This window comes from Saliniramus sp. (assembly GCF_035311605.1).
Taxonomy (GTDB): Bacteria; Pseudomonadota; Alphaproteobacteria; order Rhizobiales; family Beijerinckiaceae; genus Saliniramus.
In genome coordinates, this window is record NZ_DATGCW010000007.1 from 15,097 (window position 1) to 35,369 (window position 20,273).

The 20,273-nt window shown below is 65.3% G+C and carries 18 protein-coding genes; 8 read left to right on the plus strand and 10 right to left on the minus strand.

Going from position 1 to position 20,273, the window contains the following annotated elements; all coding sequences use genetic code 11:
• Position 1: 1 nt before the first annotated feature.
• From thrC to VKP01_RS00315, 3 genes are all read right to left on the minus strand, one after another.
• The gene (thrC, locus tag VKP01_RS00305; RefSeq protein ID WP_324409646.1) at positions 2-1,411 is read right to left on the minus strand and encodes a threonine synthase; all 1,410 of its coding nucleotides are present in this window, start codon (positions 1,409-1,411) and stop codon (positions 2-4) included.
• A 373-nt stretch (positions 1,412-1,784) separates the two neighbouring features.
• Positions 1,785-2,882, minus strand: coding sequence for a heat-inducible transcriptional repressor HrcA (gene hrcA, locus VKP01_RS00310; RefSeq protein ID WP_324409647.1), 1,098 nt, complete (start codon positions 2,880-2,882; stop codon positions 1,785-1,787).
• Between the two features lie 103 nt (positions 2,883-2,985).
• Positions 2,986-5,355, minus strand: coding sequence for a xanthine dehydrogenase family protein molybdopterin-binding subunit (locus tag VKP01_RS00315; protein WP_324409648.1), 2,370 nt, complete (start codon positions 5,353-5,355; stop codon positions 2,986-2,988).
• 135 nt (positions 5,356-5,490) lie between these two features.
• Between VKP01_RS00315 and VKP01_RS00320 the strand changes: the two genes are divergently transcribed.
• Positions 5,491-6,507, plus strand: a complete 1,017-nt coding sequence (locus VKP01_RS00320) for a ligase-associated DNA damage response exonuclease (protein ID WP_324409649.1) — start codon at positions 5,491-5,493, stop codon at positions 6,505-6,507.
• A 37-nt stretch (positions 6,508-6,544) separates the two neighbouring features.
• The gene (locus VKP01_RS00325; protein WP_324409650.1) at positions 6,545-8,293 is read left to right on the plus strand and encodes a cisplatin damage response ATP-dependent DNA ligase; all 1,749 of its coding nucleotides are present in this window, start codon (positions 6,545-6,547) and stop codon (positions 8,291-8,293) included.
• On the opposite strand, the gene VKP01_RS00330 is transcribed toward VKP01_RS00325, so the two are convergent.
• Positions 8,221-8,928, minus strand: a complete 708-nt coding sequence (locus VKP01_RS00330) for an EAL domain-containing protein (protein ID WP_324409651.1) — start codon at positions 8,926-8,928, stop codon at positions 8,221-8,223. The two genes, VKP01_RS00325 and VKP01_RS00330, sit on opposite strands and share 73 nt — an antisense overlap.
• Before the next feature lie 263 nt (positions 8,929-9,191).
• Here VKP01_RS00330 and VKP01_RS00335 point away from each other — a divergent pair, with 263 nt between their 5' ends.
• On the plus strand, positions 9,192-9,857 hold the full coding sequence (locus VKP01_RS00335) for a response regulator transcription factor (protein WP_324409652.1): 666 nt from the start codon (positions 9,192-9,194) through the stop codon (positions 9,855-9,857).
• A gap of 29 nt (positions 9,858-9,886) precedes the next feature.
• Here the strand turns inward: VKP01_RS00335 and VKP01_RS00340 are convergent, their stop codons facing one another.
• A complete protein-coding gene (locus VKP01_RS00340) occupies positions 9,887-10,579 on the minus strand; it encodes a hypothetical protein (RefSeq protein ID WP_324409653.1) in 693 nt (230 codons plus the stop codon).
• 116 nt (positions 10,580-10,695) lie between these two features.
• On the minus strand, positions 10,696-11,325 hold the full coding sequence (locus VKP01_RS00345) for a helix-turn-helix transcriptional regulator (protein ID WP_324409654.1): 630 nt from the start codon (positions 11,323-11,325) through the stop codon (positions 10,696-10,698).
• Positions 11,326-11,597: 272 nt separating this feature from the next.
• On the opposite strand from VKP01_RS00345, the gene VKP01_RS00350 reads away from it, so the two are divergent.
• Positions 11,598-11,978, plus strand: a complete 381-nt coding sequence (locus VKP01_RS00350) for a DUF952 domain-containing protein (protein WP_324409655.1) — start codon at positions 11,598-11,600, stop codon at positions 11,976-11,978.
• Positions 11,975-13,090: a quinone-dependent dihydroorotate dehydrogenase gene (locus tag VKP01_RS00355; protein ID WP_324409656.1), complete on the plus strand. Its 1,116-nt coding sequence runs from the start codon at positions 11,975-11,977 to the stop codon at positions 13,088-13,090. Before VKP01_RS00350 ends, VKP01_RS00355 begins: the two co-directional genes overlap by 4 nt.
• A gap of 167 nt (positions 13,091-13,257) precedes the next feature.
• On the opposite strand, the gene VKP01_RS00360 is transcribed toward VKP01_RS00355, so the two are convergent.
• The 4 genes from VKP01_RS00360 to VKP01_RS00375 are packed head-to-tail and all read right to left on the minus strand — an operon-like array spanning position 13,258 to position 16,830.
• Positions 13,258-14,202 (minus strand): glyoxylate/hydroxypyruvate reductase A, encoded by a 945-nt coding sequence (locus VKP01_RS00360; protein WP_324409657.1) that lies wholly within the window; start codon positions 14,200-14,202, stop codon positions 13,258-13,260.
• 35 nt (positions 14,203-14,237) lie between these two features.
• A complete protein-coding gene (gene deoA, locus VKP01_RS00365) occupies positions 14,238-15,563 on the minus strand; it encodes a thymidine phosphorylase (RefSeq protein ID WP_324409658.1) in 1,326 nt (441 codons plus the stop codon).
• Positions 15,560-16,402, minus strand: coding sequence for a purine-nucleoside phosphorylase (locus VKP01_RS00370; RefSeq protein ID WP_324409659.1), 843 nt, complete (start codon positions 16,400-16,402; stop codon positions 15,560-15,562). The genes deoA and VKP01_RS00370 overlap by 4 nt, the downstream gene beginning before the upstream one ends.
• Positions 16,399-16,830, minus strand: a complete 432-nt coding sequence (locus VKP01_RS00375) for a cytidine deaminase (RefSeq protein ID WP_324409660.1) — start codon at positions 16,828-16,830, stop codon at positions 16,399-16,401. Before VKP01_RS00375 ends, VKP01_RS00370 begins: the two co-directional genes overlap by 4 nt.
• Before the next feature lie 87 nt (positions 16,831-16,917).
• Between VKP01_RS00375 and VKP01_RS00380 the strand changes: the two genes are divergently transcribed.
• From VKP01_RS00380 to ispG, 3 genes are all read left to right on the plus strand, one after another.
• Positions 16,918-17,901, plus strand: a complete 984-nt coding sequence (locus tag VKP01_RS00380) for a DUF3137 domain-containing protein (RefSeq protein ID WP_324409661.1) — start codon at positions 16,918-16,920, stop codon at positions 17,899-17,901.
• Positions 17,902-17,986: 85 nt separating this feature from the next.
• Positions 17,987-18,541: a transcriptional repressor gene (locus VKP01_RS00385; protein WP_324409662.1), complete on the plus strand. Its 555-nt coding sequence runs from the start codon at positions 17,987-17,989 to the stop codon at positions 18,539-18,541.
• Between the two features lie 65 nt (positions 18,542-18,606).
• Positions 18,607-19,866, plus strand: coding sequence for a flavodoxin-dependent (E)-4-hydroxy-3-methylbut-2-enyl-diphosphate synthase (gene ispG, locus VKP01_RS00390; protein ID WP_324409663.1), 1,260 nt, complete (start codon positions 18,607-18,609; stop codon positions 19,864-19,866).
• Positions 19,867-20,273 lie beyond the last annotated feature (407 nt).

The window sequence follows — 20,273 nt, forward strand, 5'->3', positions numbered from 1 at the left end:
ATCAGCCGCCGGCCACGATGCGCGAGCGCTCCCGGATGAAGCGCTCGACCGCACCTTGGTCGTTCGCCACCACGGAGAAACGCTCATCGCGCTCATACAGATCGGCCAGATGCGCCGGCAGCCTTGGTCGGATGCCGCTGGCCTTCTCGACCGCATCGGGGAATTTGGCCGGATGGGCGGTGGCGAGCACGACGCGCGGCGTGGCGGGATCATGCTCAAGCGCCGCGCGGGCCGCCCGCACGCCGATTGCCGTATGGGGATCGAGCAGATAGCCCGCTTCGCGCTGCGTCACGCCGATCTCCTCGGCGACGTCCGGCTCGGGGACGGCCTGCGCCGTGAATTCCCCGCGGATGCGCTCCAGCGGCTCTGGAGCGATGGTGAAGGCGCGCGCCTGTGCGAGCTGTCCCATAAGCCCGCGGATCGCCGCGCCGTCGCGGTCATAGGCCTCGAAGAGCAGACGTTCAAAATTCGAGGAGATCTGGATGTCCATCGAGGGGGAGGTGGTCGGCATCACGCCCTTGATGGCGTAATCGCCGCTTTCCAGCGCACGCGGCAGGATGTCGTTGGCATTGCTCGCGATCTGGAGATCAGCCACCGGCAGTCCCATCGCTTTTGCGATATGGCCGGCGAGGATATCACCGAAATTGCCCGTCGGCACGGTGAAGGCGACGGGTCGGTGCGGGCCGCCCAGCGCCACGGCGGCGGTGAAATAATACACAGCCTGTGCCGCGACGCGGGCCCAGTTGATCGAATTCACGCCCGAGAGCAGCAATGCGTCGCGGAAATCGGCATGGTTGAACATGCCTTTCACGATGGCCTGGCAATCGTCGAAATTGCCCTCCAGTGCGATGGCATGGACATTGGGCGCCGCCACCGTCGTCATCTGCCGGCGCTGGACCTCCGAGACGCGGCCATTCGGATAGAGGATGAAGATGTCGACCTGATCGAGCCCGGAAAACGCCTCTACCGCCGCCGAACCGGTATCGCCGGAGGTGGCGCCGACGATGGTGGCGCGCTGGCCGCGTTCCTTCAACACGTGATCCATCAGCCGCGCCAGCAGCTGCATCGCAACATCCTTGAAGGCGAGGGTCGGGCCGTGAAAGAGTTCGAGCACGAAGAGATTGTCACCGATCTGGACGAGCGGGCAGGTGGCCGGGTGCCGGAAATCCGCATAGGCTCCCGCGACCATGGCGGTGAAGGCGTCGTCGGCGATTTCGCCATCGACTAGCCGGCCCAGCACATCGCGCGCCACGGTCGCATAGGGGCGCCCGGCATAGCCGGCAATGGTCTGCGCATCGATCTGTGGATAGCTTCTCGGCACGTAGAGCCCGCCATCGCGCGCGAGCCCGGTCAGGAGCGCATCGTTGAAACCGATCGCGGGCGCTTCGCCCCGGGTGGAGATATGCAGCACGGCCCGTCATCCTCGTCATCTGGCTGCGCCGCGCCCTCGGCGCCACGCGGGCGGGACCATATTCCTTCACCCGGCAAGCGACAAGGTTTGATCGAGGGGGCTGTGCCAGTCATGCAGGGCTGGAGAGGGGAGTTATGGCGCGGCCCTCATGCAGGGCGCGATTTCCCTCCCCGCAAGGGAAGGATCAAGGGTGGGGTGACGCTGGTTTGCGCGATGCGCGACGCTGGTGAGCGTCATCGCCAATTCCTGATGGCCCGCTTCGACCTGATCCGCTACCAGACCCGCGCCGGCGAGCGGCTTCAAATCATAACGCATGCCGGGTGAGCGTCCCTGCAGCTCCGATCCCCGCCCTCAGCCCTCGCCCCGAGCCCCCTCACCGCCCTTCCTTGATGATGCGCGAGAGGACGCGGGCGGTGTAGTCGACCATGGGGACGATCCGGGCGTAGTTCAGGCGCGTCGGGCCGATGACGCCGAGGACGCCGACGAGTTTCTGCTGCGGATCGTGGAAGGGGGCTGCGATCAGCGAGGAGCCGGAGAGCGAGAACAGCTTGTTCTCGGAACCGATGAAGATGCGCACCCCCTCACCGTGTTCGGTGCGGGTGAGGAGCTCGACGACATCGGTTTGGGTTTCGAGGTCATCGAAGAGGAGGCGGATGCGTTCGAGATCCTCGATCGCTTTCAGATCCTCCAGCAGATTGGCCTGGCCGCGCACGATCAGGTGGCGCGCTTCGCCGCTCTGGGCCGGCATCGCCACGCCGGCCTCGATCAGCCGCGCGGTGAGTGCATCGAGCTCCTGCTCCATGGATTCGTGCATCGCCTTAGCTTCATGCTTGATATCGCCCAGCGTCTTGCCGCGAATGCGGGCGTTGAGGAAGTTGCCCGCCTCCACCAGCGCCGAGGCCGGCAGGCCGGGCGGCAGATCGAGCAGGCGGTTTTCCACCGAGCCGTCCTCGGAGACGAGGACGACGAGGGCGCGCGCCGGGTCGAGACGCACGAATTCGATATGCTTGAGCGGTGCATCCTGCTTCGTCGTCGCCACCACGCCTGCACCGCGCGACAGGCCCGAGAGCATGGCGGAGGCCTGGGCCAGCGCGCCCTCGAAATTCTGCTCCATGGCGGCGGCCCGCATCTCCACCTCGATGCGCTCGCGCTCCGCCCGGTCGAGATCGCCGATCTCGAGCATGGCATCGACGAAGAAGCGCAGGCCGCTCTCCGTGGGCAGGCGCCCGGCGCTGGTATGCGGGGCGTAGATCAGCCCGGCATGTTCGAGATCCGCCATGACGTTGCGCACGCTCGCCGGCGAGAGCGAGACCGAAAGCAGCCGGGAGATATTGCGCGAGCCGAGCGGTTCGCCGGATGCGAGATAATTCTCGACGATCTGCCGGAATATCTCGCGCGAACGTTCATTGAGATCACTCAGCGTCTGGGCCCGCGCGGCGCTGGTGCGGGGAGCGTCGTTTTCATTGGCCATGATCCGTGCCGATACCCTGCAAGCGAAAAAGCGAAATGCCCAAACAGCTTACACCGCACCGCCGAACCCGCCAACACTTCCGGGATCTTTGCACGATGCGCGATCAGCCCGCCTGCGCCGCGCGGGCATCGCGGATCAGCTTCCACAGAACCTGCGGCGTCGCCGGCATGTTCACGTGATCGATGCCGAGCGGACGAACGGCATCCACGATCGCGTTCATGATCGCCGGCAGCGACCCCGCGCAACCCGCCTCGCCGCAGCCCTTGGCTCCGAGCAGATTGGTGGTGGCTGGCACGGAATGGCTGTCGAAATCGAAGAAAGGCACATCCTCGGCGCGCGGCAGGGCGTAATCCATGAAGGAGCCGGTGACGAACTGGCCGCTTTCGTCATAGACGACGCGCTCCATCACCGCCTGCCCAAAACCCTGGACGATTCCGCCATGCAGCTGGCCCGTCACCAGCATCGGATTGACGATGGTGCCAAAATCATTGACCGCGACATAGCGGTCGATTCGCACCATCCCGGTCTCCGGATCGATCTCGATCTCGGCCACATGGCAGCCATTGGGATAGGCCGAGGGCGCACTTTCATGCACATGGCTGACATCGAGGCTGTCGGGTACGTCTTCCGGGAGCGCCATGCCCTCACGCAGTTTCGCGGCAAGCTCCATGATGCCGATGGTCCGATCGGTACCGACGATGGCGAAGCCGCCATCAGCGAATTCGATATCGGCAGCTGCCGCTTCGAGCACATGGGCGGCGATGGCGCGGCCCTTCTCGATCACCTTGTCGCTCGCCTCAAGAATGGCGGCGCCGCTGGCCATGATCGATTTCGACCCACCGGTGCCGCCGCCGGCGATCAGTTCGTCGCTGTCGCCCTGGAGCAGATTGATCTTGTCGAAGGGCACGCCGAGCCGGCTGGTGAGCACCTGGGCGAAGGCAGAGGCATGGCCCTGGCCATAATCGAGCGTGCCGGTGATGATCGTCACCGTCCCGTCCTTCTCGAAGCGGATACCGCCCATTTCATTGACCGGTGGTGCCGTGACCTCGAGATACTGGCCAATGCCGATGCCGCGCAGCATGCCACGCTTCTCGCTCGCACGGCGGCGCTTGCCAAATCCCTTCCAGTCGGCGGCATCGAGCGCCTTGTCGAGGAGCGCGGTGAACTCGCCGCTGTCATAGAGCGTCTCCACCGGCGTGGCATAGGGCATCTGCGACGGCTTGACATGGTTGCGCCGGCGCAGGGTGACGCGATCGATCCCCATCTCGGCGGCAGCCGTATCGATCAACCGCTCCATGACGTAGTTCGCATCCGGGCGCCCAGCCCCGCGATAGGGCCCCATGGGCGAGGTATTGGTGAGCACCGCTGCGACATCCACCTCGACGAGCTTGGTGCGATAGACGCTGACCACGTTCTTGGCGAGGTTGAGCGTCGAGAACATCGGCGAGACGTGGCACAGATAGGCGCCCATATCGGCAAAACCCTCGAGCTTTACCGCAAGAAAGCGCCCCTTCTCGTCGAGCGCCAGCGAGGCCTCCAGCTCGATGGCGCGGCCATGCGTGTCGGAGACGAAGCTCTCCGAGCGCGTATCGGTCCATTTCACCGGGCGTCCGAGCGTGCGTGCGGCATGCAGGAGGCCGACATATTCCGGATAGACCGCCGATTTCATGCCGAACGACCCGCCGACATGGCGCGTGCGGATGCGCAGCTTGTCGGTCTCGACACCCAGCACCTGCTTGGCGAGCAGCGCGCGCATGCCGAACACGCCCTGGCTGCCCATATGCATGGTCCAGCGCCCGCCATCCGAATCGTATTCCGCAATCGCCGAGCGCGGCTCCATCGATGCGACGATGACGCGGTTGGAGACGATCGGCAGGCGGGTGACGTGTGCGGCGTCACGGAAGGCCTTGCCCACCGCATCCGCATCACCGTAATGGAAATCGACGACGCGGTTTTGCGGGATGTCGTCATAGATCTGCGGCGCATCGGGATTCATCGCCTGCGACGGCTCAACCACCGCATCAAGCGGATCGATGTCGACTTCAACCGCCTCTACCGCATCGCGCGCCTGTTCGGGGGTGTTCGCCACCACCATGGCGATCGGGTCGCCGATATAGCGCACCTTGTCGGTGGCGAAGGCAGCGCGTGCGACATTGCTCATCGGCGAGCCGTCACGATTCCTGAAGCCGAGCGTCGAGACGATCGGGCCGTAGCCGGCTTCAGCGAGATCCTGCCCGGTGATCACCGCGACGACGCCCTCCATCTCGAGGGCTGCACCGGTATCGACGCTGCGGATCGTGCCGTGCGGATACTGGCTGCGCACCAGAGCGGCATGGAGCTGTCCGTCGAGATTGACATCGTCCGAATAGGAGCCCTCACCGCGCACCAGCACGGGATCCTCCTTGCGCGGGACGCTCTGCCCCACGCCGAATTTCATCGTGGCGATGGAATCGAGATCGAGCGGCTTGTTCATGATCGGTCAGCTCCGGAAACTTCTCATCTTAACGTGGACATCACGGGCCTGCGAGGCAACCGCGCGAATGCCAGAACCCGCTTGCAGCGATGAACGAACCTGTCCTGTGCCGCTCCTTGCGCTATAAAGCAGACCATGACGCCACGCGCCGAGGAACTGCTCACCCTGACGCTGCAGGGGCTGTATTGCCCGGCAGGGGATTTTCACATCGATCCGCTGCGCCCGGTATCGCGCGCATTGGTCACCCACGGCCATGCCGATCACGCCCGGCCTGGCCATGCCCACGTGCTCGCCACGTCCCAGACCCTCGACATCATGGCCCTGCGCTACGGCGAGACTCACGCGCAGACGACGCAGGCTGCGGCCTATGGCGAGGCGATCCGCATCGGCGATGTGAGCGTGCGCTTCATCCCCGCCGGCCATGTCCTGGGCTCGGCCCAGATCGTCATCGAGCGCGGCGGATTGCGCCTCGTCGTGACCGGCGACTACAAACGCGGTGAGGATCCGACCTGCGCCGCCTTCGAATGCGTGCCCTGCGATGTCTTCATCAGCGAGGCGACCTTCGGCCTGCCCGTCTTCCGGCACCCCCCGATTCGCGATGAGATCGCCAAGCTGATCGCCTCGACGCAGCTGTTTCCCGACCGCGCTCATCTCGTCGGCGCCTATGCGCTCGGCAAGGCGCAGCGCATGATCGCGCTCCTGCGCGCCCAGGGCTATGACCGCCCGATCTGGCTGCACGGGGCGCTCGAAAAACTCAGCGATTATTACGTGGCGCAGGGCATCGATCTCGGTCCCCTGCGCAAGGTCGCGGCGGCTGATCGCGCTACGCTCGCCGGCGAGATCGTGATCTGCCCGCCCTCGGCCATGCAGGATCGCTGGTCGCGCAAGTTCCCAGATCCGATCGCCTGCTTTGCCAGCGGCTGGATGCGGGTGCGCGCCCGTGCGCGCCAGAAGGGCGTCGAGCTGCCGCTGGTCGTCTCCGATCATGCCGATTGGGACGATCTCATCGCCACCATCCGCGAAACCGGCGCCGGCGAGGTCTGGCTCACGCATGGCGAGGCGGATGCGCTGGCGCATTGGTGCGCCGGCGAGGGGATTGCGGCGCGTCCGCTCAACCTGCTCGGCTATGGCGAGGAGGAAGCGCAATCATGATGGTGCGGATTGCATCGCCTCGGAAGGGAGCCCAGTGATGCAGGAATTCGCCGCCCTGCTCGACCGGCTCGCCTTCGAATCGGGGCGCAATGCCAAGATCCGCCTGCTCGCCGACCATTTCGCGCGCCGGCCCGATCCGGAGCGCGGCTATGCGCTCGCGGCGCTGACCGGCGGGCTCGCATTCCGCGAGGCCAAGGCCGGGCTCATCCGTGCACTGATCGCGGAGCGGGTCGATCCGGTGCTGTTCGAGATGTCCTACAATTACGTCGGCGATCTGGCCGAGACGGTGGCGCTGCTCTGGCCGCAGCCGGATGAGGCCGCGCCGGAGGAGCCGGCGCCAAGCCTGTCAGAGGTAGTGGCGGGCCTGTCGGAAACCGGCAAGGCGCGCCTGCCCGCCCTGCTGGCCGGCTGGCTCGACAGGCTCGACGAAAACGGACGCTGGGCGCTGCTCAAGCTGATCACCGGCTCCCTGCGCGTCGGCGTCTCGGCGCGCCTCGCCAAGGTCGCGCTGGCCGAGCTCGGCCCGCTCGCGCCGGATGACATCGAGGAGGTCTGGCACGGGCTGGAGCCGCCCTATGAAGCGCTGTTTGCCTGGGCGCAGGGTATGGGCGAGCGACCGCAGAGCCGCGACCCCGTCCCCTTCCGCCCGCCCATGCTGGCCCATCCGCTCGACGAGAGCGATCTCGCGGGGCTCGATCCCGCAGCCTTCATCGCGGAATGGAAATGGGACGGCATCCGCGTCCAGGCCGCCTGCGCCCGCGACGCGGAGGGGCGGCTGGTGCGGCGGATCTATTCGCGCACCGGCGAGGATATCTCGCCCGCCTTTCCCGATCTGCTCGAAATCCTGCCGGAAGAGACCGTCATCGATGGCGAGCTGCTGGTTTTGCGCGAGGGGCGCGTGCAGAGCTTCAACGTGCTGCAGCAGCGGCTCAACCGCAAGAGCGTCTCGCGCAAGCTGATGGCTGATTATCCCGCTCATATCCGCGCCTATGATCTGCTCGCGCGCGGAGCCGAGGATCTGCGCCCGCTGCCCTTCATCGAGCGTCGCGCCGTGCTGGAGGCGGCGGCGACGGGGTGGAACTGCGCGCGCATCGATGTCTCGCCACTCGTTCCTTTTGCCGATCGGGAGGCGCTCGCGGCAGCGCGTGTCGCTCCGGAAAAGGCTGGAGCGGGCGACGATGCCACGGCGGTCGAGGGGCTGATGCTCAAGCGCGCCGACAGCCCCTATCTGCCGGGGCGCCCCAGGGGACAATGGTTCAAATGGAAGCGCGATCCGCATCTCGTCGATGCCGTGCTGATGTATGCCCAGCGCGGCCATGGCAGGCGCTCGTCCTATTATTCGGATTTCACCTTCGGCGTCTGGCGCGAGGAGCCGGAAGGCTGGCGCATCGTACCCGTCGGCAAGGCCTATTTCGGCTTCACCGATGCCGAACTCGGCCAGCTCGACCGCCATGTCCGCGCCCATACCCGTGCGCGCTACGGCCCGGTCCGCGAAGTCGCCCACGGGGCCGATGAAGGGCTCGTGCTCGAGATCGCATTCGAGGGGCTGCAACGCTCGCCGCGCCACAAATCCGGCATCGCCATGCGCTTTCCGCGCATCCACCGCATCCGCTGGGACAAGCCCGCCGCCGAGGCCGATAGCATCGACAGCCTGCTTACCATTCTGAAAAAAGGCGAGCGCGAAATGCACCCGCTCCGCGCTGCGGCTGCGGATCAGGCGCAGGCCGGCTCCGCCGGCATGACGGGATCGGGCAGTGTTTCGAAACCGGGCCGGGCGAAGAGGTAACCCTGTTGCAGCGCGATGCCGAGATCGCACAAAGCCGCGCTCTCACCCACCGTCTCGACGCCCTCACCGATGACGGTGATGCCGAGATCATCACAGATGTGCATGATTCCCGAGACGATGACGCGCTTGACCCTCTCACGGTCAATGTCGCGCACGAGTTCCATATCGAGCTTGACGATATCCGGCTGGAAGCGGGCCAGCAGGTTGAGGCCGGAATAGCCGGCGCCGAAATCGTCGATCGCGGTCTTGAAGCCCATCTTGCGATAGCTCTCGACGATCCGCGTCAGATGCCCGGCATCGGCCACGGCTTCGCCCTCGGTCAGTTCGAAAATGAGGGAATCGATCGGATAATCGACCCGCGACGCAGTCTCCAGCGTGGTGCGGATACAGGCTTCCGGGCGGTAGACGGCATTGGGCAGGAAATTGATCGAGAGGTTCGACGCCTTGCGGGGCAGGTCGAGCTGTGCCGCGAGTTCCAGCGCTCTCACCCGCGCGGCCTGGTCGAAGGCATAGCGGTTGGTGTCGTCGACCGTACCGAGCACGCTGCCCGCGCCCTCGCCGACGGGACCGCGCACCAGCGCTTCGTAGGCGAAGACGGCGCTGGTGGCGCGGTTGACGATCGGCTGGAAAGCCATTGAAAAAGGTGTCTTGAAGGCATTGCCGTCGCGGCAGGCGCGGCAGATGGAAGCATGATCAATCAAAACGTCATTCCCGGCGAAACCACGAAGAGGCAATATTATTCCAAGCGGAAGTTAACGATCCGTACTTGACCGTAGGCTGCAGCAGGCGATGATTGCTGCATTGCAATGGAATTGCTTCTCACACCAAAGTTGCATTTCACAAAAAAAGGCAGAGAATACGGCTTCAGAGCATAAGAACGGTTTTATCCGGGGGGATAATGGCTTTGGATGGCGAAACGACCATCATCATAGCGGATGATCATCCGCTGTTTCGTGGCGCACTGTGTCAGGCACTCGCTCTCGCCATGCCAGGGGCGCGGATACGCGAAGCCGGTGATCTCGATGATCTGATAAGGGCCCTGCGTGAGGATGACGCGGCTGACCTGATCCTGCTCGATCTCGCCATGCCGGGGGCTCAAGGCTTTTCCGGTCTGATCTATCTGCGCGCACAGCATCCCGCAATACCGGTCGCGATTGTCTCGGCCAGTGAGGATGCCGCCAATGTCCGCCGCGCCATGTCATTCGGCGCGGCCGGTTTCATTCCGAAATCAGCCGATAGCGTACGCATCGCCGAGGCGGTTGCCGCCATTCTGGCCGGCGAGACCTGGATCGACCCGGATCTGCCGCAGACCGGTCAGGATGATGCGGTCGATGCCATTGCCCGGCGCCTCGCCAGCCTCACCCCGCAGCAGGTGCGTGTGCTGATGATGCTGTCGGAGGGCCTCCTGAACAAGCAGATCGCCTATGAACTCAACGTATCCGAGGCGACGGTGAAGGCGCATGTTTCCGCGATCCTGCAGAAACTCGGGGTCGACAGCCGCACCCAGGCGGTGATTACCGCAGCGAAGGTTGGTGCGGCGCCGGACGCGGCCAGCGCGGCCTGACCTCACGAGCGTGAGCGCCGCCTGCGCGCTCACTCCGCAGCATCGCGCATGATGGCCATGAATTGGGCGTCGCTATGCAGCTCGATCACGTCTTCGAGCTCATAGAGCATATCGGTCAGAGCCTTCAGACCATCCTCGCTCACGGGCCAGAATTCGATCAGCCGCGGCGCGAGCGCAAGAAACTCGCCATGGCTCAGGGCCTCGATATCGGTCTTGCCGTAGCGCGCCGCCATGGCGGCATAGACCTGCGAACCGATGCCAAGATCATAGGCCTCCTCCTGCGCGATGTATCCGGCGGGTGCGACCAGGTCGATGGCGCGATCCCAGGCGGCGAGAATGCACTGTTTGGTATGGCGCATGCGTGTAACAAGCACCGTTTCCGGGTCGATCGCGATGCGTGCCATCCGGTCGAGCGTCTCGAACACCGCGCGGCAGACATGCCCCGCAGGCTGCGACAGGGCGACGGCGAGCTCGGCGGCATCAATCCGGGCGGGATCGAGCTGAAGCAGCTTGCGCAGCTTCACGGCGCTGTCGTGATTCCCGGCGAGGAAGGTTGCGAGCTTCTCGGCAGAGCAGCAGAGCAGTGTTTGCTCCAGTTGCTCCGGCGGGATTTCGAAACAATCGGTCAGCGCGGCAATGAAGGTTGCGAGGCTGGGGCTGTCGGCGACTGCATCGCCCGTGGTCGGCATTTCACCCGAATTATTCGTTTTCGCGTCGATCATGGCTCGTCCTCTTGGGCAATCCGAATGTCCGTACAATCGCCGAGGACCCCTGATGAGTCAAACAAAAATAATAAAAATTCATGAAGTATAATTTGTAATTATCTATTAATGGTAAATTATTGCCTTACCCACATAATTCGCGCAATCCAGGAGATATCTGAAACCGGAATCATGCGGTTGGGATGCGCGGAATTGAGTGATCTCAGCTCCACATTGCGGAGAGTCTGCCTCTCCAGCTCCTTTGCCATAACCTCACCGTTATGCAATCGCACCACAACCCTGTCCCCCCGGCGTATACCCGCATCGGGGGAGACGATCAGGATGTCGCCGTCGCGATAAAGCGGCTCCATGGAATCGCCGGACACCTCGACCGCGAAGAGCTTGTCCGGGCCGGCATCCGGAAAGGCGATTTCCTCCCAGCCGGAACCGGCGGGCATCCCGTCTTCGGTGAACAATCCGCCAGAACCCGCCTGTGCCCAACCGACAAGCGGAACCGCCATGCGCGGCGGTGGCGCAGACGGTTCGACGAGATCGACAAAACCGTGCAGGTCGGTACCTGTGGCGGCCAGAATCTTGGCGATTGATTCACTCGAAGGCCATCGCTCGCGTCCATCAGAGGCGACACGCTTCGACTTGTTGAAGCTCGTCGCGTCGAGCCCGGCCCTGCGGGCGAGCCCGGAAGCCGACATCCCGTTGGCTTCGGCAAGACGGTCGATCGCGGCCCAGATCTGGGTGTGGGTCAACATGAATCTGCTCCGGCGCTGGACAACCAATCGCCTCACAAAGGAAGCGTAAAGATTTACGAATATCGCCTTATATTAGGAAATATAGCAAAGCGCATATCCCTGCGCAAACGCTTTCCGCACGTCGTCAAGATTTTCCGCGCATCGCGAAGACAATTTTCCCCGTCAGCCGCGGCTCCGCCCCGTCATGCCGCAGAGGCTTGCATGCATCGACGGCGCTGCCTATAAGCCTGTTCCCGAGCGGCGACCCGCGCAACGGCGATCGGAGACAGGCAATGAACCGGCAGGATGGCACCCCCGATCCGCGCGATCCCGACATCGTCTGGAAGATCGCCCCCCGCCCGATGTGGGAGCGGGCCGAGGCGTCCGGGCGCTTCGACGGCGCTCCGGTCGATGTCGCTGACGGTTTCATCCATTTTTCCACGGCCTCGCAGCTGCGCGAAACGGCGGCGAAACACTTCGCCGGCCAGAATGATCTCCTGCTGATCGCCGTTGACGGCCCGGCGCTTGGTCCCGCCTTGAAATACGAGCCGTCACGCGGCGGCGATCTGTTTCCGCACCTTTACGGGCCCCTTCCGCTCAGCGCCGTGCGCGCGGTCGTGCCGCTGCCCCGCGATGCGCAGGGCCGGCATGTCTTTCCGGAGGGCGTTGCGTGATCGGAGCGCTGTTTTCACTCGCCCGTCCGGCGCTGCACGCCCTTGATCCGGAAACTGCCCATCACGCCTCGATTCGCGCGCTGTCGCTGCTGCCGCCACGCAGGCCGGCACCCGACGATCCGCGTCTGGGCATGACCGCCTTCGGCCTCGATTTCCCCAATCCGCTCGGTCTGGCTGCCGGATATGACAAGCAATGCGACGTGCCCGACCAGTTGCTCGGACTCGGTTTCGGCTTCGTCGAATGCGGCGGCGTCACCCCCCTGCCGCAGCCGGGCAATCCGCGCCCGCGGGTCTTTCGGCTGACGCGTGACGGGGCGATCATCAACCGGTTCGGCCTCAACAGCGACGGCCTCGCCGCCATATCCGAGCGCCTGCGCCGGCGGCGTGGACGCCCGGGAATTGTCGGCGTCAATCTCGGCGCCAACAAGGAATCGCGCGACCGTATCGCCGATTACGTGATGCTGGTGACGCGTCTGTGCGGGCTCGCGCAGTTCCTCACCATCAACATCTCCTCTCCCAACACCCCCGGCCTGCGCGATCTCCAGGGTGAGGCCTTCCTCGATGAGCTGCTCGCCGGCTGCACCGCCGCGCGCGATGAAGCCGATGCCGCGATCGGCAGCCGCACGGCACTGCTGATCAAGATCGCTCCGGACATGGACGAAGCCGGCCTCGACGGGGTCGTCGCGACCGTGTGCGCGCGCGGCATCGACGGCATGATCGTCTCGAACACCACCACCGTCCGCCCTGCGGATTTGACGGAGAAAGCCATGGCGGGCGAGGCCGGCGGCCTCTCCGGGCGCCCGCTCTTCCTGCGCTCGACCCAGGTGCTGGCGCAGACGGCGCTGCGCGTCGAGGGGCGCGTTCCGCTGATCGGCGTGGGCGGCATCGATTCGCCGCAGGCGGCAATCGCAAAGCTGCGCGCCGGCGCGAGCCTGCTGCAGCTCTATTCCGCTCTGGTCTATCAGGGGCCGGGGCTCGTCGGCGCCATCAAGCGGGGCATCTGCGATCATCTGAAGCGCACGGGCGCGGAGGGGCTGACCGATCTGATTGGACGCGATGTGGCCGACAGCGCCCGGGATCCCCAGGCCGCTCTCGCCGCTGCGGCGGCCTGAACGATTTTACGATGATAACGGCTTCGTAGCCGGCGGGCAGGGAGGCCGGGGCCTGCCCTCATGCTCTAGCTGGAACAACCCTTCGACCGTTCACCATGTCCCCGGTCTGTCCACGCACGAGGGAGAGGGATACTGCGCCCTGCATGAAGGCCGCGCCCTGGCCCCGCTCAATACCCCCGGGCGCGATCGACCAGGTTGCGCAGGGCACCGCCGGATTCGACATTCCTGATCTGATCGGCGATCTGGGCGGCGATGGCGTCGGGGGCGCTCATCGCCGCATTGTGGGGGGTGATGAGGATTTCCTCGCGCTTCCACAAGGGCGAATCCGGCGGCAACGGCTCCTCGACGAAGACATCAAGGCTCGCGGCTTTCAGCTTGCCGTCATCAAGGGCGCGCAGGATGTCGGGCTCGTTTTGCAGGCCGCCGCGCCCGGCATTGATGACGACCGGGCCGCCGAGACGCCCGTCATGGGCGAGTTGCGCGAGCAGCTTGTAATCGAGAATACCCTTCGTTGCATCGGTGAGCGGCAACAGCACCACGAGGATGTCGGTGCGCGCGAGGAAGGGGCCGAGCCCGTCCGTGCCGGAGAAAGTCGGGAAATCGTCGATATCCTTCGGCGAGCGCGACCAGCCGGCGACGTCGAACCCCATCATCTTCAGCTTGCGCGCGGCATCAATGCCGAGCACGCCGAGCCCCATCACGCCGACGCGGACCTCGTGGGCGGCGGGCTGGAGGCGGTCATCCTCCCACACGCCACGCTGTTGCTGCGCCATGTAGCGCGGCTGCTGGCGCAGATGCATCAGGGCATGCATCACAACGTATTCGCTCATCCGCCCGGTGAGATCCTCGTCCACGACGCGCACGATCGGCACCTCGGGCAGGCGATCATCACCCATCAGGTGATCGACACCGGCACCCAACGAGAAGATCGCGGCAAGATTGGGCAGGCCGGCCAGCGCGCCAGGCGGGTGCTTCCAGGTCACCGCGTAATGTACCTCGCGCCGGTCGAAAGGTTCGCCGAGGGCGACGACATTACGGTCCGGCAGGAGCGCGGCGAAACGATCGACCCAGGTCTGGGCATCCCATCCCGAGAGTGCGACGAGCAAGGTCACGGGCGTTCATCCTCTTCGACGGGGCCTCGCGCCGCTCAGCCGCCGATACGATCGGCGACGAGTGCTGCGGGGCCGGGTTGCGCATCGGCGATCGTGAAGGCGGCGAGGATGCGCGCACACGCAGTACGCGCCGTCTCCTCGTCGCGCGCATGCACGCGCGCCAGTATGGTGCCAGCATCGACCTTCGCGCCGCATCCCGCAAGGGCATCGACGCCAACCCGGTGATCGATTCCATCCCCCGGCTGCACCCGCCCGCCGCCGAGCGCGACCACGGCGAGGCCGATTTCGCGGGTGGCGATGCGCGCGATGTAGCCCGCACGCGGCGCCGTGACGTCGCGCATCACGGGTGCAGCCACGAGATGCGCCTCGGCGCGCTCGACCATATCGGTGGGGCCGCCGAGTGCTGCGACCATGCGGGCGAAACGCTCTGCGGACGCGCCCGAGGCGATCGCCCGCGCGATCATCGCCTCACCCTCGGACGTGTCGCGGGCGAGGCCGCCGAGCGCGAGCATGGCGCCACCGAGCGCGCAATTCACCGCATGAAAACGCGAATCAGCATGCGCGCCCTTCAGATAGGCGATGATGAAGGCCACTTCGCGCGCATTGCCGGCAACGGGAGCCAGCGGCTCGTCCATGTCGGTGATGAGCGCCCGCGTCGGCAGGCCGGCACCCTCGGCCACATCGACGATGCTCTGCGCAAGCGCCCGCGATCCGGCGAGATCGGGCATGAAGGCGCCGGATCCGGTCTTGACGTCCATGACCAGCCCGTCAAGCCCCGCCGCGAGTTTCTTGGAGAGGATGGAGGCGGTGATCAGATCGATCGATTCGACCGTCGCAGTCACGTCGCGAATGGCGTAGAGGCGCCGGTCCGCCGGGGCGAGATCGACCGTCTGGCCGATAATGGCGCAGCCGGCCTCGCGCACCGCCTTTCGGAAGGCGTCGAGCCCGGGCTGGGAAACGTAGCCGGGGATGGAATCGAGTTTGTCTAGGGTGCCGCCGGTATGGCCGAGGCCGCGCCCGGAGATCATCGGCACGTATCCGCCGCAGGCCGCCACCGCCGGCGCGAGAGCGAGGCTGATGCAATCGCCCACGCCGCCAGTGGAATGCTTGTCGAGGATGGGCCCGGGCAGATCCCAGGCCAGCACCCGGCCCGATTCGGTCATGGCGCGGGTGAGCGCCACGCGGCCTTCCCGCGACAGACCCCGGAAGAAGACCGCCATGGCGAAAGCCGCCGCCTGGCCTTCGCCAACGCGCCCGTCGGTGAGGCCGGCGATGAAGCGCGCGATATCATCGCTCGCCGGCTCTTGGCCGTCACGCAGCGCCCGGATGACTTCCTGTGGGAGAAAATCCGCTTCGCTCATGATGCTTCCGTCGATTGTGCGGGCAGCGACGCGACGAAGCCGGCCAGCAGCGCCCGCAGGTCCCCGCTTGCCTGCGCCGCGACGCGTTTGGTCTCATCATGCGCCGGCGCGATCGGCGACAGCCCCGCCGCCATGTTGGTGATAGTCGAGATGCCCGCCACGCGCAGCCCGTAGAATCGCGCGAGGATCACCTCCGGCGCGGTGGACATGCCGACGAAATCAGCTCCCATCACCTGCGCCATGCGGATCTCTGCCGGCGTCTCGAAGCTCGGCCCGGAAAACCAGATGTAGACCCCGCGCGCCAGCGTCACGCCGCATGCGCGCGCGGCGCTTTCGAGCAAAGTCGCGAGCCCGGGATCATAGGCCTGCGACATCGGCACGAAACGCCGCTCATCCGCCTCGCCGATCAGCGGATTGAGTCCGGAGAACGCTATGTGATCGGTGATCATGGCCAGCGACCCGGGCGGAATTTCCGCTCGGGTGGAGCCGGCGGCATTGGTCAGGACGAGCGGCGGGGCGCCCAAAGCCGCGAGCAGGCCGATCGGCACCCGCATCGCCTGCGCATCACCGGTCTCGTAATAATGCTTGCGCCCCTGCATCAGCAGCACACGCCGCCCGGCGAGCCGGCCCGAGACGAGCCGGCCCGCATGGCCGCTCACCGGGCTTTCCGGAAAATGCGGGATTGCGGTGTAATCGAGACCGACCGGGTCCTCGAGATCATCGACGAGCGCGCCGAGCCCGGTCCCGAGCACGATGGCGCAGGTGTGATCGCGCGGAAAATCTGCCCGCATGAGCGCCGCGCGCGCTTCGGCGATGGCGGCGTCGTAGTCCTGGCTCATCGGATATCGTCCTTCAGATTGGCCGGGCCGAAGGCGAGCGGCAGCAATTCTTCCAATGACAGGCTGTGGCGTGAATCCGTCGCCGGATCGTGCAAATGGATCCGGGTATCGGCATCGGCGAATTCGCGGATGCGCTGGCGGCAACCGCCGCAGGGCGTTGTCATGGCCGCGCCGGAGCCGATCACCGCGATGGCGCGGATTCGCCTGCCACCGGAGGCCACCATCGCCGCGATCGCCGCCGCTTCGGCGCAGACGCCTTCAGGATAAGCGGCATTCTCGACGTTGCAGCCGGTATGAAGCGCGCCCGTCTCGTCGATCACGGCGGCGCCGACCCGGAAGCGCGAATAGGGGGCGTGCGCACGTTCGCGCACGGAGGCGGCGGCGTCGAACAGGGTATCGATTGTGATATTGCGATCGGATTCCGTCATGGTCCCAGTATGCGTGCAATGACCCGGGAAACGGAAGTGCAAGATATCCGTGTCACGATCATTTCCGTTGATATCGGAGATCGAAGTTTGTCAAAGCGCGATTTCAAGGAAATCCACGAGCTGGAGCGTGGCTTCGCGGAAGTCTACCGGACGCAGCTGCTCCCGCGTCTCGACACGTTGCAGAGCCAGCGCAATGCCGCCGTGCGCCGCACGCTGCTCGAACTGGCGGCTCTGATCGCGCTCGCATTATTCGCCGGTTTCCTTACCTGGGACTATTTCGGCAAGGATTACCTCGGCCCCCTCGTCTTCGGCGAAGCGATGGTCGGTCTTGTCGGCTACATGCTGGTGCGTCGCCGCTCGCGCGGCTGGCGTGATCGGATGTTCGCCATCGTGATGCCGGAGATCACCGGATTCATCGGCAATCTCGATTACAGCGCGAACGCCCGCGATCCGCAATTCGCCGAGGCGTTTCGCACACGCAATCTCATCGGCGGGCACAACCGCGCGGATATCGAGCATCATGTGAGCGGCAGTCGCCGCGGCACGCCCTTCGAGGTCGCGCAGGCCCATCTCGAACAGGTGACGCGCGGGCGAAACAGCAGCCGACGTACCGTCTTCAAGGGGCTCCTGGTGAAGGTGCGCGCGCCTTATCCCGTCTCGCCCATGATCCGTGTCGCGCGCGATTACGGCGGAATGCTCAACCGTGTCGCCGAGGCGCTGACGCTCGGCCATCGGCGCCACCGGGAGCGCGTGGTGTTCGACGATGCGGCATTCGAGGAGCGATTCGCGGTCTATAGCGCCGATGCCGATCTCGCCCGCGCCACCATCACGGCGGGACTCGCCCGCGCCTTGATCGCCATTGACGACGAGATCGGCGGCAAGGGCCGCGATGCGCCGCTCACGGCCGTATTCGACGGGGACTGGTTCTATATGGCGATTCCGCGCCGCCAGGATCTGCTGGCCATGCCCTCGATCCTGCGCAGCGATATCGATCTCGAAGCGGCGATCCACGACATTTTCGCAGACATGACCCGGCTGCAGCGCCTCATTGACCGGCTGCACGGCTACTGAAACGGCGCGCCTGTTCTGGTGCTCGCGCGGAATCTGGTATATTGTTACATTCATGATCACACGCGATTTGAGCCTTGGAGGCAAAATGGTCGAGAGCCATTCGGATCGTGGGCGCGGCCATGACCATCATGACCGTGATCACGATCATGACGGCGCACCCTGCCGCCATGCGCGCGAGCGGGCTGCGGAGGCTGGCGAGGCGCTGGCGCGTGCGGAAGCGATCTGCGGGGAGCGAAGGCAGCGCCTGACTCCGATGCGGCGCGCCGTGCTTGGGGCGCTCTACGACACGCACAAGCCCGTCGGCGCTTATGAAATCATCGACATTCTCGGCCCGCAGGAGGGCAAGACGCTCGCGCCGATCACGATCTATCGCGCCCTCGATTTTCTGATCGCGCAGGGTTTCGTGCATCGTCTGGCCAGCCGCAACGCCTTCATCGCCTGTCCGCATGGCCACGGCCCGGAGGAACTCGTCGCCTTCCTGATCTGCGACGCATGCGGCGGCGTCGACGAACGTTGCGCACCGCCATTGTCGCAGGCGCTCGGGCAGATGCTCAGCGCCGAGCAATTCAAGCCGCGTCACCCGGTTCTCGAGATTTCCGGCCTGTGCGGACATTGCAGCGAAAAGCAAGGCGATGCTTGACGCGCGGGTCTGATCGCATCACTTAACGCATTGGGTTCATTGCGCAGCGTATTTCCGGAAGCAACATGTCCGATATCGAAGCCTCCACCGCCGGTCCGGCGCAACGCCATCGCAGCATCGGGGTGCCCGTGGGCCATGTCACGGTCGGCGGGGGCGCCCCGATCGTCGTACAATCGATGACCAATACCGACACGGCGGATATCGATGCCACCGTGGCGCAGGTGGCGGCTCTGGCCAATGCCGGCTCGGAGATCGTGCGCATCACCGTCGATCGCGACGAATCGGCGGCAGCCGTGCCGAAGGTGCGCGAGCGGCTGGAGCGGCTGGGCATCAACGTGCCGCTCGTCGGCGATTTCCATTATATCGGCCATCAGCTGCTGAAGGATCACCCGGCTTGTGCCGAGGCGCTGGCGAAGTACCGGATCAATCCGGGCAATGTCGGCTTCAAGGACAAGAAGGACAAGCAGTTCGGCATGATCGTCGAGCAGGCGATCCGAAATGACAAGGCCGTGCGTATCGGTGCCAATTGGGGTTCGCTCGATCAGGAATTGCTCACCCATCTGATGGATAAGAACGCCCGGAGCGACAACCCGCTTGATGCCCGCGCCATCACCCGCGAGGCGATGGTGCAATCGGCGCTGCTCTCGGCGGAGCGGGCCGAGGAGATCGGCCTGCCGCGCAACCGCATCATCCTCTCGGCCAAGGTGTCGGGTGTGCAGGATCTGATCGCGATCTATCGGGAGGTGGCGCGGCGCTCGGATTACGCTATCCATCTGGGCCTGACCGAGGCTGGTATGGGCTCGAAGGGCATCGTCGCCTCTTCCGCCGCCCTCGGAATCCTCCTGCAGGACGGAATCGGCGACACGATCCGCTTCTCGCTGACGCCCGAGCCCGGTGGAGATCGCACGCTGGAGGTGAAGGCGGCGCAGGAATTGTTGCAGACGATGGGCTTTCGTACCTTCGTTCCGCTCGTCGCGGCCTGTCCGGGCTGCGGCCGCACCACCTCGACGGTCTTCCAGGAACTCGCTCGCGACATCCAGAGCTGGATCAACACGTCCATGCCCGGCTGGCGCGAGACGCATCCGGGTGTCGAGGAGCTCAATGTGGCGGTGATGGGCTGCATCGTGAACGGGCCGGGCGAATCGAAACACGCCGATATCGGCATCTCGCTGCCCGGTACCGGCGAGCAACCCGCCGCACCGGTCTTCATCGACGGCAAGAAGGCGGTGACCCTGCGCGGGCCGCAGATCGCGAACGAGTTCAAGCAGCTCGTCGTCGACTATATCGAAAAGCGCTACGGCAGCGGTCGCGACGCTGCAGAGTGACGCTGCGGCATGAGGCTCAGCGCGGCGACCCGCTTGCGGGGGGCGTTACGCGATTGCGCGATTGCATGAACGCTTCGAACTCTTCGCGGTCACGCTCTTGTGCCTGCGCGCTTCACGCCAGCCGATGCGAGTCGGCGCGCGGAGATACTGCTCTGGACTATCGTTCACGGTTACAGCCAACTCGCTCTCACCGGCCTTCTCTCCGCTGATGAGAACTGCCCCGCTTTGCCGATCGAAGCGGTCATGCCGGCGCTGTTCGGTCAGGTCGATGATCCGCCTTCGAGATAATGCTGGAACAGCTTTCGCACCATCCTGCGGGTGTCGGCGAGTTCCTTTTCCAGCCGCTTGAGATCGGGGACGCCGGCTTCCGCCGCGAGGCGGCGCAGGATCGGGGCGGGGGCGGATTC

Excerpts from the sequence above, each read along its gene's own strand:
- VKP01_RS00340 (WP_324409653.1), bottom strand. The coding sequence starts at position 10,579 with ATGATCGACGCGAAAACGAATAATTCGGGTGAAATGCCGACCACGGGC.
- ispG (WP_324409663.1), top strand. The coding sequence starts at position 18,607 with ATGTCCGATATCGAAGCCTCCACCGCCGGTCCGGCGCAACGCCATCGC.
- VKP01_RS00385 (WP_324409662.1), top strand. The coding sequence starts at position 17,987 with ATGGTCGAGAGCCATTCGGATCGTGGGCGCGGCCATGACCATCATGAC.
- VKP01_RS00320 (WP_324409649.1), top strand. The coding sequence starts at position 5,491 with ATGACGCCACGCGCCGAGGAACTGCTCACCCTGACGCTGCAGGGGCTG.
- hrcA (WP_324409647.1), bottom strand. The coding sequence starts at position 2,882 with ATGGCCAATGAAAACGACGCTCCCCGCACCAGCGCCGCGCGGGCCCAG.
- VKP01_RS00370 (WP_324409659.1), bottom strand. The coding sequence starts at position 16,402 with ATGAGCCAGGACTACGACGCCGCCATCGCCGAAGCGCGCGCGGCGCTC.
- VKP01_RS00315 (WP_324409648.1), bottom strand. The coding sequence starts at position 5,355 with ATGAACAAGCCGCTCGATCTCGATTCCATCGCCACGATGAAATTCGGC.
- deoA (WP_324409658.1), bottom strand. The coding sequence starts at position 15,563 with ATGAGCGAAGCGGATTTTCTCCCACAGGAAGTCATCCGGGCGCTGCGT.
- VKP01_RS00375 (WP_324409660.1), bottom strand. The coding sequence starts at position 16,830 with ATGACGGAATCCGATCGCAATATCACAATCGATACCCTGTTCGACGCC.
- VKP01_RS00330 (WP_324409651.1), bottom strand. The coding sequence starts at position 8,928 with ATGGCTTTCCAGCCGATCGTCAACCGCGCCACCAGCGCCGTCTTCGCC.
- VKP01_RS00350 (WP_324409655.1), top strand. The coding sequence starts at position 11,598 with ATGAACCGGCAGGATGGCACCCCCGATCCGCGCGATCCCGACATCGTC.
- VKP01_RS00345 (WP_324409654.1), bottom strand. The coding sequence starts at position 11,325 with ATGTTGACCCACACCCAGATCTGGGCCGCGATCGACCGTCTTGCCGAA.
- VKP01_RS00325 (WP_324409650.1), top strand. The coding sequence starts at position 6,545 with ATGCAGGAATTCGCCGCCCTGCTCGACCGGCTCGCCTTCGAATCGGGG.
- VKP01_RS00335 (WP_324409652.1), top strand. The coding sequence starts at position 9,192 with ATGGCTTTGGATGGCGAAACGACCATCATCATAGCGGATGATCATCCG.